This window comes from Nocardioides litoris (genome assembly GCF_006346315.1).
GTDB lineage: Bacteria > Actinomycetota > Actinomycetes > Propionibacteriales > Nocardioidaceae > Nocardioides > Nocardioides litoris.
Map to the genome: position 1 here is coordinate 1,627,118 of NZ_VDMR01000001.1, position 13,938 is coordinate 1,641,055.

The 13,938-nt window shown below is 75.5% G+C and carries 13 protein-coding genes; 11 read left to right on the forward strand and 2 right to left on the reverse strand.

Annotated elements, in window-relative coordinates; all coding sequences use genetic code 11:
• Positions 1–20: 20 nt before the first annotated feature.
• From FJQ57_RS07830 to FJQ57_RS07860, 7 genes are all read left to right on the forward strand, one after another.
• Positions 21–965, forward strand: a complete 945-nt coding sequence (locus FJQ57_RS07830) for a hypothetical protein (RefSeq protein ID WP_139978714.1) — start codon at positions 21–23, stop codon at positions 963–965.
• 248 nt (positions 966–1,213) lie between these two features.
• Positions 1,214–1,777, forward strand: coding sequence for an elongation factor P (efp, locus tag FJQ57_RS07835; RefSeq protein WP_139978716.1), 564 nt, complete (start codon positions 1,214–1,216; stop codon positions 1,775–1,777).
• A complete protein-coding gene (gene nusB / locus FJQ57_RS07840; protein ID WP_139978717.1) occupies positions 1,777–2,184 on the forward strand; it encodes a transcription antitermination factor NusB in 408 nt (135 codons plus the stop codon). The genes efp and nusB overlap by 1 nt, the downstream gene beginning before the upstream one ends.
• Positions 2,185–2,217: 33 nt before the next feature.
• The gene (locus tag FJQ57_RS07845; protein WP_139978719.1) at positions 2,218–3,627 is read left to right on the forward strand and encodes a dihydrolipoyl dehydrogenase family protein; all 1,410 of its coding nucleotides are present in this window, start codon (positions 2,218–2,220) and stop codon (positions 3,625–3,627) included.
• Complete coding sequence (locus FJQ57_RS07850; protein WP_139978721.1) at positions 3,624–4,391, forward strand: DUF1206 domain-containing protein; 768 nt, start codon at positions 3,624–3,626, stop codon at positions 4,389–4,391. Before FJQ57_RS07845 ends, FJQ57_RS07850 begins: the two co-directional genes overlap by 4 nt.
• A gap of 121 nt (positions 4,392–4,512) precedes the next feature.
• Entirely contained in the window at positions 4,513–6,027 is a 1,515-nt protein-coding gene (locus FJQ57_RS22350) for a MinD/ParA family ATP-binding protein (RefSeq protein ID WP_170219319.1), read from the forward strand.
• 37 nt (positions 6,028–6,064) lie between these two features.
• Positions 6,065–7,069 (forward strand): NADPH:quinone reductase, encoded by a 1,005-nt coding sequence (locus FJQ57_RS07860; RefSeq protein ID WP_139978723.1) that lies wholly within the window; start codon positions 6,065–6,067, stop codon positions 7,067–7,069.
• 22 nt (positions 7,070–7,091) lie between these two features.
• Here FJQ57_RS07860 and FJQ57_RS07865 read toward each other — a convergent pair whose 3' ends face one another.
• On the reverse strand, positions 7,092–7,502 hold the full coding sequence (locus tag FJQ57_RS07865) for a PPOX class F420-dependent oxidoreductase (protein ID WP_139978725.1): 411 nt from the start codon (positions 7,500–7,502) through the stop codon (positions 7,092–7,094).
• 20 nt (positions 7,503–7,522) lie between these two features.
• Positions 7,523–8,413, reverse strand: coding sequence for a phosphotransferase enzyme family protein (locus FJQ57_RS07870; RefSeq protein ID WP_139978727.1), 891 nt, complete (start codon positions 8,411–8,413; stop codon positions 7,523–7,525).
• Between the two features lie 75 nt (positions 8,414–8,488).
• Here FJQ57_RS07870 and pyrR point away from each other — a divergent pair, with 75 nt between their 5' ends.
• From pyrR to hrpB, 4 genes are all read left to right on the forward strand, one after another.
• A complete protein-coding gene (gene pyrR, locus FJQ57_RS07875) occupies positions 8,489–9,052 on the forward strand; it encodes a bifunctional pyr operon transcriptional regulator/uracil phosphoribosyltransferase PyrR (RefSeq protein WP_139978729.1) in 564 nt (187 codons plus the stop codon).
• Positions 9,052–9,984: an aspartate carbamoyltransferase catalytic subunit gene (locus FJQ57_RS07880; protein ID WP_139978731.1), complete on the forward strand. Its 933-nt coding sequence runs from the start codon at positions 9,052–9,054 to the stop codon at positions 9,982–9,984. The genes pyrR and FJQ57_RS07880 overlap by 1 nt, the downstream gene beginning before the upstream one ends.
• Complete coding sequence (locus tag FJQ57_RS07885) at positions 9,984–11,279, forward strand: dihydroorotase (protein WP_139978733.1); 1,296 nt, start codon at positions 9,984–9,986, stop codon at positions 11,277–11,279. Before FJQ57_RS07880 ends, FJQ57_RS07885 begins: the two co-directional genes overlap by 1 nt.
• 140 nt (positions 11,280–11,419) lie before the next feature.
• A complete protein-coding gene (gene hrpB, locus FJQ57_RS07890; protein WP_246081649.1) occupies positions 11,420–13,897 on the forward strand; it encodes an ATP-dependent helicase HrpB in 2,478 nt (825 codons plus the stop codon).
• Positions 13,898–13,938: the final 41 nt, after the last annotated feature.

Sequence of the window (13,938 nt, forward strand, 5' to 3'; positions counted from 1 at the left end):
GCACCGACCCGACGTGGCGGGTGGCGTCTGGTCCCACCTTCGAGCGCGTCGGTCGCGGGCTCTACGTCCCGGCCGGCCGCGCCCGCACGCCCGAGCAACGTGCGGTCGATGCCGCCGCCCGCCTCGCCGGGGACGGATCGCACGGTCACGTCACCGGTTGGGCGAGCCTGCGCTGGCGCGGTGCGGCGTACTTCGACGGCCTGGACTCCGCGGGTCAGCACGAGGTCCCGGTGCAGGTCACCTTCCCCGGGCACCGCAACTGCCGGGCCTGGGACGGCGTGGTGGTGTCGCGACGCTCGATCGGGCCGGAGGAGGCCGAGGTGGTCGACGGGCTGCCGTGCACCACGGTGGCGCGGTCGTTGTTCGACGAGGTGGTGCGTCGCGACGAGCTCTGGTCAGGTGTCCAGGCGGTCTGCATGGCCGCAGCTGCCGGCCTGATCTCCACCTGGCTGTTCGCGCGGTACGCCGGTGAGTGCCACAGCAGGTTGGGTGCGCCGCTCGTGCGCGAGGTCGTGTCCTTATCGGCCGACGAGTTCCTCTCACCACGGGAACCGTGGCTGTGGCTGGTCTGGCAGCTGGTGGCCGGCCTCGAACCGCCCCTGGTCAACCATCCGGTGTACACGCCTGACGGATCGCTCCTCGGCGTCCCCGACCTCTTCGACCCGGTGCTCGGTCTCGCCGCGGAGTACGACGGGGAGATCCACCGCGGGCGGGCTCGCCACCGCCGCGACGTGGTGCGGGCCGAGAGGTTCCGCGACCACGGGGTCCACCTGGTGCAGGTGGTCGCCGGCGACACCCGGCGCGAGGCTGCGTCCCGCATCCTGCAGGTGCGAGGGCGCGCTGTCGCCGCGTCCGGCCGAGCCGCCCGCTGGACGGTCGAGCGCCCCGCTTGGGACCCCGCGCCCGAGACCCTCGACTCCTACCTCGAGCGGACCGGCCAGGCAGAGCGACTGGCGGTCTGGTGAGCCGCGCGGTCGATAGTGCGTCACTCCATCAACGTTTCCGAGGCTCGGAAGGTTGATGGGGTGACGCAGTATCCGCGCTGTCGCGGCGGGCTTTCGCGGGGCGGGGAGGGGGATGGATAGACTCGGGGGCTGTTGCCCGGGGAGTGCCGCGACGACGCCCGACGGCGTACGACGCGAACGGCCGGGCCGTCCCAGCGCCGGGGCCTCGCGCCCGGCGACCACCCGAACCGAAGGCTGACCCGCGCGCAATGGCTACCACCAACGACCTGAAGAACGGCATGGTCCTCAACCTCGAGGGCCAGCTCTGGGCCGTCGTCGAGTTCCAGCACGTCAAGCCGGGCAAGGGCCCCGCGTTCGTGCGGACCAAGCTGAAGAACGTCGAGTCCAACAAGACCGTCGACAAGACCTTCAACGCCGGCACCAAGGTCGAGACCGCCACGGTCGACCGCAGCACGATGCAGTACCTCTACAACGACGGCACGTCCTACGTGTTCATGGACACCGGCACCTACGAGCAGATCGAGATCGCGCCCGAGATCGTCGGCAACGCCGCCAACTTCCTGCTCGAGAACCAGGAGGCCGTGGTCGCGCAGAACGACGGCCGGGTGCTCTTCATCGAGATGCCGGCCTCGGTCGAGCTCGAGATCACCTTCACCGAGCCCGGCCTCGCCGGCGACAGCGCCACCGGCCGCACCAAGCCGGCCACGCTGGAGACCGGCCACGAGATCCAGGTCCCGCTGTTCATCAACCAGGGCGAGAAGGTCAAGGTCGACACCCGCGACTCGTCGTACATGGGTCGCGTCAAGTCCTGATGTCAGCCCGTTCCAAGGCCCGCAAGCGGGCGCTCGACGTGCTGTACGCCGCCGACCTGCGCGGTGAGTCGGCCGTCGAGGCCCTCGAGCGGGTCCAGGCGGCGGGCGACGCGCCGCCCAACCCCTACACCGCGGTCCTCGTCCGCGGGGTGGCCGAGCAGCGCGAGCGCATCGACGAGCTGCTGCGCGAGCACTCCACCGGCTGGACCGTCGAGCGGATGCCCGCGGTCGACCGCAACGTGCTGCGCCTCGGCGTCTGGGAGCTCCTGTGGGCCGATGACGTGCCGGGCCCGGTCGCGGTCAGCGAGGCCATGGCGCTGGTCCAGGAGCTCTCGACCGACGAGTCGCCGCAGTTCGTCAACGGCGTCCTCGGCGCGATCCAGCGCGCCCACCCCGGCGTGGGCTGAGGGCTGTCCCCGGGCGCTGCCATGCTGGCGCCCATGAGCGAGCACGAGGACAGCCAGCAGCCCGACCCGTACGACGCCGTCGTGGTCGGTCTCGGCCCCGGCGGGGAGGCGCTGGCCACGGCGCTGGCCAAGGCCGGCCGCCGGGTGCTCGCCGTCGACAAGCACCTCGTCGGCGGTGAGTGCCCCTACTACGGCTGCATCCCGTCCAAGATGATGCTCCGCGCCGCCGACGCGCTGGCCGAGGCCCGCCGCGCCGACACGCTGGCCGGCGACGTCAGCGTCACCGCCTCCTGGGCCCCGGTGGCCCGCCGGGTCAGCGAGGAGGCCACCGCGGGCTGGGACGACACCGCCGCCGTACGCCGCCTCGAGGACGCCGGCGCCGAGGTGCTGCACGGGGTGGCGCGGCTCGCCGGCCCGGGCCGCGTCACGGTCACGACGCCCGACGGGGCGACGCGGGAGGTGGCGGCGACCGACGTCGTGCTCAACCCCGGCACCCGGCCCGCGGCGCCGCCCGTCGACGGGCTCGAGGGCACGCCCTACTGGACCAACCGCGACGCCCTGAAGGCCACCGAGGTGCCGGGCTCCCTGGTCGTCCTCGGTGGTGGGCCGATCGGCTGCGAGCTGGCCCAGGTCTTCGCGCGCTTCGGTGTGCGGGTCACGCTGCTGCAGCGCGGCGACCGACTGCTGCCCGGCGACGAGCCGGAGGCCGCGGCGATCCTCCAGGACGCCCTCGTCGCCGACGGGGTCCGGGTCGTGACCGGCGCCGAGACCCGCCGGGTGACCCACGCCGACGGCACCTTCACCGTCGAGGTCGGCGAGGAAGTGCTGCACGCCGACCGGCTGCTCGTCGCCGCGGGCCGCACCCCCAACCTCGACGACGTCGGGCTCGACACCGTCGGGCTCGACCCGTCGGCACGCACGATCGAGGTCGACGACCACCAGCGGGTCACCGGTCCCGACGGCGCGGTCCGGGGCCTGTGGGCGATCGGCGACGTGACGGGCAAGGGCGCGTTCACGCACGTCTCGATGTACCAGTCCGGCATCGCCCAGCGCGCCCTGCTCGGCGAGGACGGCCACCCGGCCAGCTACCACGCGCTGCCCCACGTCACCTTCACCGACCCCGAGGTCGCGGGTGTCGGCATGACCGAGCAGCAGGCCCGCGACGCCGGGCTCACGGTGCGGGTGGGCAGCACGCCGCTCGAGCAGTCCTCCCGCGGCTTCACCCACGGGCCCGGCGCCACCGGCACCATCAAGGTCGTCGAGGACGCCGACCGCGGCGTGCTCGTCGGGGCGACCGTCGTCGGCCCGGCGGGCGGCGAGATCGTCGGTGCGCTGGCCGTCGCGGTCCACGCGGCCGTGCCGGTCGAGGTGCTGCGGACGATGATCTACGCCTACCCGACCTTCCACCGCGCCATCGAGACCGCGCTCGGCGAGCTGGCGTGAGCGCGGCCGCCACGTCCGACGACGTCGTCGACAAGATTGCCCAGGTCGGCCTCGTCGCCTTCGGGGTCGTCCACCTGGTGCTCGGCTGGCTGGTGGTCACCCTGGCCCTCGGCGACCGCGAGGGCTCGGCCAGCACCACCGGCGCGATGCGCCAGCTCGACGAGCAGCCGCTCGGCGGGGCGCTGGTGTGGGCCGTGTCCCTGGGGATGTTCCTCCTCGTGGTCTGGCAGGCCGTCGAGGCCTGGACCGACGACGAGACCAAGGACCGCCTCGTCCACGCCGGACGGGCGGTCGTGTACGCCGTCATCGGGGTCAGCGGCGTGCGGGTGGCCACCGGCTCCGGCGGCGGGGGCGGCACCGACAGCATGACGGCCCGGCTCATGGACGCCCCGGGTGGCCAGCTCTTCGTCGGCGCCGTGGGGCTCGGCGTGGTCGCGGTCGGGGGCGCGCTGCTGTGGCAGGCCTGGACCGAGTCCTACCTCGACCACCTCGACGGCCGGGGCCGCAGCGGGGACGCGGGTCGCGCCTACCGGGTGCTCGCCCGGGTCGGCCACGTCGCCAAGGGGCTCGCGCTCGGCGCGGTCGGCGTCCTGTTCGGCTACGCCGCGGCCACCCACGACGCCAAGAAGTCCGGTGGGGTCGACCAGGCGCTGCGCCAGGTGCTCGACCAGTCGGGCGGGCCCGTGGTCGTCGGCCTCCTCGGCCTCGGCTTCGCGGCCTTCGGCGTCTACTGCTTCGCCTGGTCACGCCACCTGTCCCGCTGACCGCCCGGAGCGACGTCGCGCCTGGTCCAGACCGGGTTTGGGCGCCGGGTCACCCCGGGCAGGTGGTCCGGGTCGCTCCGCCACCTCCTAGGGTCGGGGCGTCCCGTCTCGGAGGAGATCCATGAGCCAGACCCCCACGCCCGACGAGCAGCCCGGTGACGCCGACGACCGGCTCCGCACGCCCGACGAGGTCGCCGAGCGGACCCGCGAGCGCGACCCGCTGAACGACCCCCTCGTCGACCCCCTCAGCGACCCGCTCGGTGCGCCCGCCCCGGCCACCTGGGAGCTCGACCCGCCGGCCGAGCCCGTCGGTCCGTCGTCGGGGGCGGAGGGCACCGATCCCTGGGGCCGCCTCGACGACCCGCTCCTCGACCCGGTGCCGGGCTTCGTCGAGCCCCCGCCCGGCCTGGTGACCCCACCCGCCGGGCCGCCGCCCGGCGTCGCCCCGCCGGCCGGGCCCCCACCGAGCAGCCCGCCCAGCAGCCCACCGAGCAGCCCGCCGCCGTCCTACGCCGTGCCCCCGGCCGGCCCGCCCGCGGCGCCTCCGAGCGGACCGCCCGTCGGTCCGCCGGCGAGCCCGCCGCCGGCGTACCCGCCCGTCGCCGCCGCCCCGCCCCAGCAGGCACCCGCGCAGGGGCCGCAGCAGGCGGCCCCGCCGGCTCCGACGCAGGCCCCCGCGCCGGCCCAGGAGCCCAAGCGCTTCATGACGGCCACCGACTTCCTCGACCGTCGCGACGGCCAGCGCGAGCAGGGCCCGGCGACGTGGGGCTGGCGCGGCCGCGTCCGCCGCTGGTCCGGTGGGCTGGTCAAGCCGGCGATGGGTCCGAAGGAGCAGGCCTACGAGCGCGACCGCGCGATCATCCAGCGCGACTTCGACGGCCCGCGCACGATCGCCTTCATCAACCCCAAGGGCGGCGCGGCCAAGACGACCGGCGTGCTGGCCGCGGGCTACACGTTCGGCACCGTCCGCGGCGGCGGCGTCATCGCCTGGGACAACAACGAGACCCGCGGCACCCTCGGCATCCGCGGCACCCGCGGCGCCCACCGCAACACGACCCGCGAGCTGCTCGAGGACCTCGACCGCTTCCGCACCGTCGACCAGTCGCGCATCGGCGACCTGGGCTCGTTCGTGCGCACCCAGGGCGACGCCCACTTCGACGTGCTCGCCTCCGACGAGCGGCCCGACGTCACCGGCATGATCAAGGCCGACGACTTCCGCGAGGTCCACAAGCTGCTGGAGCGCTTCTACCGGATCATCCTCGTCGACACCGGCAACAACATGCGCGCCGAGAACTGGCTGGCCGCCGCCGAGGCCGCCGACCTGCTCGTCGTCACCAGCACCGTGCGCGAGGACACCGGCTACAGCGGGCTGTGGATGCTCGACGCGCTGCAGGACGCCGGCCTCGACAACCTCAAGTACAAGTGCGTCACCGTGCTGTCGGACCCCTCGCCGCAGGTCGACCAGAAGCTGGCCGCCGACCTCGTCCAGGTCTACGAGCAGCGCACCCGCGGCGTGCACCGGGTGCCGTACGACGCCGCGCTGGTCGCGGGCGGCGTGGTGCCCTACAGCCAGCTCTCGGAGGAGACCCGGATGTCGTGGCTGCGCGCCTGCGCGGCCATGGCCGACGCCCTCTGAGCGGAATCCTCGGCGCGCCGGCGCCGTTGTGACCTCCATGCGAGCAGTCGTCTACTCCGAGAACGGTCCGTCCTCCGTCCTGCGGCTCGAGGAGCTGCCCGACCCCACGCCGGGGCCCGGCGAGGTGGTCGTGCGTCTGGTCCGCGCGGGGGTCAACCCGACGGACTGGAAGTTCCGGGCCGGGATGATGCCCAAGGCCCACGAGGTCGTGGCGCCGGGCCAGGACGGCGCCGGGACGGTGGAGGCCGTCGGTGACGGCGTCACCGGTCTCACCGTCGGCGACCGGGTGTGGCTGCGCATGGTGCAGCACGGTCGCCCCATCGGCACGGCGAGCGAGCTCGTCGTCGTCCCGGCCGAGCTGGCCGCGCCGCTGCCCGACGACGCGTCGTACGACCTCGGTGCGGCGCTGGGCGTGCCCGCCGTGACCGCTCACCGGGCGCTGACGCTCGACGAGCGCCGCCTCGAGCCCGGGTCGTACGCCGGCCGGACGGTGCTCGTGCAGGGTGGGGCCGGCGCGGTCGGCAACGCCGCGATCCAGCTGGCCGTGTGGGCCGGGGCCACCGTGGTCACCACGGTCAGCAGCGACGAGAAGGCCGCCCTCGCCCGCGCCGCCGGCGCCCACCACGTCGTCGACTACAAGCGTGAGGACGTCGTGGCCCGGGTGCTCGAGGTGGCGCCCGACGGCGTCGACCTCGTCGTCGAGGTCGCCCCGGCGGTCAACCTCGCGCAGGACCTCGAGCTGGTCGCCCAGGGCGCCACGATCGCCTTCTACGCCAACGACGGCGGCGACGAGGCCACGCTCCCGCTGCGCCCGAGCTTCTCCAAGAACCTGCGACTGCAGGGCGTGCTGCTCTACACCGTCCCCGCCGAGCGGCTGCAGGCCGCGGCCGACGACGTCACCGCCGCCGTGGCCGCGGGTGCGCTGCGGGCAGGGGAGGACGCCGGCGTGCCGCTGCACCACTTCCCGCTCGCCGAGACCGCGGCCGCGCACGACGCGGTCGAGGGCGGCGCGGTCGGCAAGGTGCTCATCGACCTCGCCTGACGGCGGGCTCCGGGTCGAGGACTCAGTCGTCCTTGTGGGCACCCCACCCGTGCCAGCGCTCGACGACGATCCGGGCGCTGGTGCGCGGGCTCTCCTGGTCGGGGTAGTCGCTGCCCCGGTAGTGGCGGCTGAGCCGGTTGATGTCGGCGAGACCCTCGTCGGCGGTCAGGCCGTCGATGCGGCCGACGATCGAGACGTGGGTGTACCAGTCGTCGGCGTCGGTCACGGTCAGCGCGATCCGGGGGTCGCGGCGCAGGTGCTTGAGACGGACACGGGTGTCGTCCATGTTGACCAGGATGCGGTCGTCGTCCTCGAGCAGGTACCACGTCGCGACGCTCACGGGCGCGCCGTCGGAGCGGAGGGTCGCGACCACCGAGGGGTTGGGCTTGCGGAGCATCGCGCGGACGTCGTCGGGGAAGGGCAGGTCGGCCATGACCCCCAACCTACAGAGGCTCAGGACCCGCCCAGCAGACCCCGACGGGCGTCCTCGAGACCCTTCTCGTCGCCCGCGGCGCCGGTCCCGGTGACGTCGCCCGTGGCGACCCGGCGGGCGAAGTAGTCGGCCTGCACCGCCCACCGGAAGCGCAGCATGGTCGCCAGGTGCGGCAGGTCGGGTGCCGCCGCGCCGCCCGCCCCGGCGTACGACGCCACCAGGGGCTCCGCGGCGTCGAGCCCGCCGAGGTACATCACGGCCGAGACGACGTCGTACAGGAGCGGGCCGGCCAGCGCGCTGGCCCAGTCGATGAGGGCGGTCGACCCGTCGGCGCAGCGCAGGAAGGCCTCGGGCGCCGGGTCGCCGTGGGCCACGCCCGTCACGAGGGGCCCGAGAGCCTCCACCGCGGCGAGGGCACCGACCACCGCGGCCCGCAGGTCGGCCTGGTCGGGGCGGTCGGCGAGGTGCGGTCCGTCGGGCTCGACCCAGGGCCAGCGCAGGCCGAGGACCAGGTCCTGGCCGGCGGTCGCCGCGTGCACCCGGGCGAGCGTGGCGCCCACGACAGCCGCGTCGTCGGGTCCCGACCCGTCGAGGGGCTCGCCCTCCACGCGGTGGAGCAGCACCATCGAGCCGCCCTCGACCAGCAGCACCCGGTCACCGCCGACCATCTCGAGCGGCGCGCCGGTCGCCACCCCGGAGGTCTCCGCGAGCGCCGCGGCCGCGACCCCGGCGGCCAGGGAGCCGACGGCGTCGTCGGCGACCCACTTCGCGACGTACCGACGGGTCGACGGGCCGACGTCGGTGGTCACCCACCACGTGCGGCTGTCCATGCCGGCCGTCGGGCCCTCGTGGGGCTCGAGGACCGTGTCGACCAGTCCCCAGCGCTCGCGCAGCACGGCCTCGACGTCCACGGGACGCACGATAGGGTCGGGCCGATCGACATCCTTTAACGAGCCGTCCCGTGAGGCGGAGAAGGAGGTCCGGGCGTGACCGTCCAGCCCGCCCAGCCTGGTGCCCAGCCCCCCGAGGGCCGAGTCGTCCTCGACGCCCGTGACATCGCCCGGGCCCTCACCCGCATCGCCCACGAGATCCTCGAGCGCAACAAGGGTGCGGGCGAGCTGGTGCTCCTCGGCATCCCGAGCCGCGGCGTCCCGCTGGCCCGCCGGATCGCGTCCCGCATCCGCGACGTGGAGGGCGTCGAGGTGCCGGTCGGGGCGCTCGACGTGACGATGTACCGCGACGACCTGCGCCGCCACCCCGCGCGCAGCCCGCAGCCGACCGACGTACCGCCCGGCGGCGTCGACGGCCGCACCGTGGTGCTCGTCGACGACGTCCTCTACTCCGGACGCACGGTGCGCTCGGCGCTCGACGCGCTCAACGACCTCGGCCGCCCCGACGTGGTGCGGCTCGCGGTCCTGGTCGACCGCGGCCACCGCGAGCTGCCCATCCGGGCCGACCACGTCGGCAAGAACCTCCCCAGCGCCCGCACCGAGCGGGTCATGGTGCGCCTGGACGAGCTCGACGACGTCGAGGGGGTCTGGATCTCCTGATGCGCAAGCACCTGCTCTCCATCGACGACGTCAGCGCCGACGACGCCGCCACCCTGTTCGCGACCGCGGCCGAGATGCACGACGTGCAGCGCCGCCAGGTCAAGAAGCTGCCCGCGCTGCGCGGCCGCACGGTCATCAACCTGTTCTTCGAGGACTCCACCCGCACCCGGTCGAGCTTCGAGATCGCCGGCAAGTGGCTCAGTGCCGACACCATCAACATCACCGGCAAGGGCAGCTCGGCCAGCAAGGGCGAGAGCCTGCGCGACACCGTGCTCACCATCGCCGCGATGGGCGTCGACGCCCTCGTCATGCGCCACCCGGCCAGCGGGGCCGCGCTGCAGGTCAGCCAGTGGGTCGACGCGGCCGTGCTCAACGCCGGCGACGGCACCCACGAGCACCCCTCGCAGGCGCTGCTCGACGCCTACACGCTCCAGCAGCGGCTCGGCTCCCTCGAGGGCCGGCACGTCGCCGTCGTCGGCGACCTCACCCACAGCCGGGTCTTCCGCAGCAACGTCAAGCTGCTCACCAAGCTGGGCGCCCAGGTGACCGTCGTCGCCCCGCCCACCCTGATGCCCAGCGGCGTCGGCGCCTGGTCGGCCGCGGCCGGGTTCGCGACGTCGTACGACCTCGACGAGGTGCTGCCGAAGGCCGACGCGGTGATGATGCTGCGGGTCCAGCGGGAGCGGATGAGCGGCGGGTACTTCCCCAGCGCCCGGGAGTACACCGTCGGCTACGGCCTGACCCGCGACCGGCTGCGGCTGCTCGGACCCGACGTGCCGATCTGCCACCCCGGCCCGATGAACCGCGGCCTCGAGATCGCCGCCGACGCCGCCGACGCGGCCCAGTCCGTCGTGCTCGACCAGGTCTCGGCCGGCGTCGCGGTGCGGATGGCCATCCTCTACCACCTGCTCGCCGGCGAGGAGACCGACTGATGAGCGAGACCATCCTGGTCCGGGGCGCCCGCCCGTACGGCGACGAGCCGGCTGACCTGCTGCTGCGCGACGGCGTGGTGGCCGAGGTCGGGCCCGGCCTGGACGCGCCGGCGGGGGCCCGGGTCGTCGACGCCGACGGCCTGGTCGCGCTGCCCGGGCTCGTCGACCTGCACACCCACCTGCGCGAGCCCGGCCGGGAGGACGCCGAGACCGTGCTCACCGGGTCGCGGGCGGCCGCGGTGGGCGGGTTCACCGCGGTCCTGGCCATGGCCAACACCTCGCCCGTCACCGACACCGCCGAGGCCGCCGAGCGGGTGCACGACCTGGGCCGGACCGCCGGGCTCGTCGACGTGCACCCGGTCGGGGCGGTCACCCGCGGCCTGGCGGGGGAGGAGCTCGCCGAGCTCGGGCTCATGCACCGCTCCCGGGCGCGAGTCTCGGTCTTCTCCGACGACGGCCGGTGCGTGGCCGACGCCCGCGTGATGCGGCGTGCGCTGGAGTACGTCAGGGCGTTCGGTGGCGTCGTCTCCCAGCACGCCCAGGACCCCTCCCTGGCCGGTCCGGCGTCGTGCTGCCACGAGGGCGAGCTGTCCGGCCGCCTCGGCCTGCCCGGCTGGCCCGGCGTCGCCGAGGAGGTCGTCGTGGCCCGTGACGTCATGCTGGCCCGGCACACCGGCTCCCGCGTGCACGTCGCGCACGCCTCGACCGCCGGCACCGTGGAGGTGCTGCGTTGGGCCAAGGGCCTCGGCATCGACGTCACCGCCGAGGTCACCCCGCACCACCTGCTCCTCACCACCGACCTGCTCGAGGGCTACGACCCGACCTACAAGGTCAACCCGCCGCTGCGGCCGCAGGAGGACGTCGAGGCGCTCCGCGCGGCGCTGGCCGACGGCACCATCGACGCCGTGGCCACCGACCACGCTCCGCACGCCCGGCACGACAAGGAGCACGCCTTCGTCGACGCGGCGTTCGGCATGCTCGGGCTCGAGACCGCGCTGCCGGTGGTGGCCCACGTGATGGTCGAGTCGGGCCTCATGGGCTGGGCCGACGTCGCCCGGGTGATGTCCACCGCGCCGGCCCGCATCGCCGGCCTCGACGACCAGGGGCAGGGACTCGGGGTCGGGGCGCCGGCCAACGTCGTCCTCGTCGACCCCGCCACCCCGCTCGTCGTCGACCGCGACGCCTCGGTCTCGCTCTCGCGCAACAACCCCTGGCACGGCCGCACCCTCGGCGCGTCCGTCGTCGCGACGTTCCTGCGCGGCGTGCCCACGGTGCTCGACGGGACGCTGGCCTGACGGTGGCTGCGGTCCTGGCAGATTCTCCGGTGAACCGGAGGATCTCCCACTCCTGACGGGGAACTCCCCACCAGGAGTGGGAGATCGGTACCCGGAGTCGGCGCCCCCGGCTGGCGGCGGCCGGGACTAGGTTGACGGACGTGGTGGACGACCGGGGCGCGGCGCTGCAGCGCCTGCTGGCCGATCCGCCCGACCTGCCCGTCGCCGCGGGCCTCGACCCCCTCGCCGACGCCGTACGACGACGGGGCGCGGCGGTCGTGCAGGCGCCACCGGGCTCGGGCAAGACGACGCTGGTCCCGCCGGCCGTGGTGCTCGCGGCGGGTGGGGGTCGGGTGGTGGTGACGCAGCCCCGGCGGATCGCGGCCCGGGCCGCCGCGGTCCGGCTGGCGCAGCTGCTCGGCGAGCCCGTCGGCCGCACGGCCGGCTACACCGTCCGCGGCGACCGGCGGGCCGGCGACGACACCCTGGTCGAGATGGTCACCCCCGGGGTGCTGCTGCGCCGGCTCCAGCGCGACCCCGACCTCCCGGGGGTCGCCGCGGTGGTCCTCGACGAGGTGCACGAGCGGGCATTGGACTCCGACCTGGTGCTCGCGCTCCTGGTCGACGTGCGGCGGCACCTGCGCGAGGACCTCCGGCTCGTGGCGATGTCGGCGACGCTGGAGGCGGAGCGGTTCGCTGCGCTCCTCGACGACGCGCCGGTCGTCACCGTCCCGGGGGCGCTGCACCCGGTCGAGCGCCGGTGGGCTCCGCCGCCCCCCGGCGTCCTGGCCCGCGACGACCGCGGGGTGACGCCGGCGTTCCTCGACCACGTGGCCGCCACGGTCCGCCGGGCCCTGGCCGAGCAGCCGGGCGACGTGCTCGTGTTCGTGCCCGGGGTGGGGGAGGTCGGCCAGGTCGTCCGGCGCCTGCGGTCGACCGGCGGTCGCGGGGTCGACGTGCTCGAGCTGCACGGCCGCCTCGACGCGGCCGACCAGGACCGCGCCCTGACCGCCCCGACCGGCCGCCGCCGCGTCGTGGTGTCGACCAGCGTCGCCGAGTCCTCCCTCACCGTCCCCGGCGTCCGGTCCGTCGTCGACGCCGGGCTGGCCCGCCGCCCGCAGACCGACCACCGGCGCGGCCTGGCCGGGCTCGTCACGACCCGGGTGAGCCGGGCTGCGGCCGACCAGCGGGCCGGCCGCGCCGGCCGCGAGGCGCCGGGCGCGGCCTACCGCTGCTGGTCCGAGGCCGACCACGCCCACCTGGCCGAGCACCCCGAGCCGGAGGTCGCCACGGCCGACCTCGCCGGGTTCGCCCTCGAGCTGGCCGTGTGGGGGAGCCCCGACGGGACGGACCTCGCCCTGCCCACCCCGCCGCCACACGCCGCCCTCGACACCGCCCGCGACACCCTGCTCGCCCTCGGCGCCGTCGACGACCACGGCGTCGTCACCGACCGCGGCCGAGCCATGGCCCGGGTGCCGGCCGACCCGCGGCTGGCCCGCGCCCTGCTCGACGGCGCCCCCCTCGTCGGTGCCCGCCGGGCCGCCCGGGTCGTGGCCCTGCTCGCCGAGGACGTGCGACCCCCCGGCGGAGACCTGGCCGCCGCCCTGCGGACGACGGGCCCGTGGCGCGAGACCGCCCGGCGGCTCGAGCGGCTCGTCCCGCCGACCGGGGGCGAGCCGGGACCGACCGACGACCAGGCCGTCGGTGTCGTCGTCGCCCTGGCCCACCCGAGCCGACTGGCCCGGCTCCGCCGACCGGGCGGGACGGCGTACGCGACCGTCGGCGGCACCGGTGCCGTGCTCCCACCGGGCTCGCCGCTGCTCGGCACGCCGTGGCTCGCCGTCGCCGACGCCGACCGCCGCCCGGGGGATCGCGACGCCACCATCCGCAGTGCCGCGCCCGTCGACGAGGACTTCGCGCTGGAGGCCGCGGCGGCCCTCCTCGTCGAGGCCGACGAGGTCGCCTGGCGCGACGGCCGGGTCACCGCCCGGCGGGTCACCCGCCTCGGGGCGATCGAGCTGTCCGCGGCGCCCGTCGCGCACCCCGACCCGGCCGCCGTGGCTGGCGCCGTCGCCGACGCCCTGCGCCGCGACGGCCTGGGCGTGCTGCGCTGGACCGACGCGGCGACCTCGCTGCGGCAGCGGCTCGGCTTCCTGCACCGCACCCTGGGCGCTCCCTGGCCCGACGTCGGCGACGAGGCCCTGCTCGACCGGGCGCCCGAGTGGCTCGGCGGCCAGGACCCCCGCCGGGTCGACGTGCTGCAGGCCCTGCGCGGGCTCCTGCCCTGGCCCGCGGCCACCCGCCTCGACGAGCTCGCCCCCGAGCGGATCGCCGTGCCCAGCGGCTCGGCCGTCCGCGTCGACTACGCGGCGGACCCGCCCGTGCTCGCGGTCAAGGTGCAGGAGGTCTTCGGCCTGGCCGAGACGCCCCGGCTGGCCGAGGGTCGTGTGCCGGTCGTGCTGCACCTGCTCTCGCCCGCGCGCCGGCCGGCCGCGGTGACCTCCGACCTGGCGTCGTTCTGGCGCACCGGCTACCCCCAGGTCCGCGCCGACCTGCGTGGCCGCTACCCCAAGCACGCCTGGCCCGAGGACCCGCTGTCCGCGCCGCCGACGCGCGGCACCGCCCGGCTGCGCCGCTGATAGGGTCTGACCCGGCTCGATCCATCCTTTAAGCACCGTCC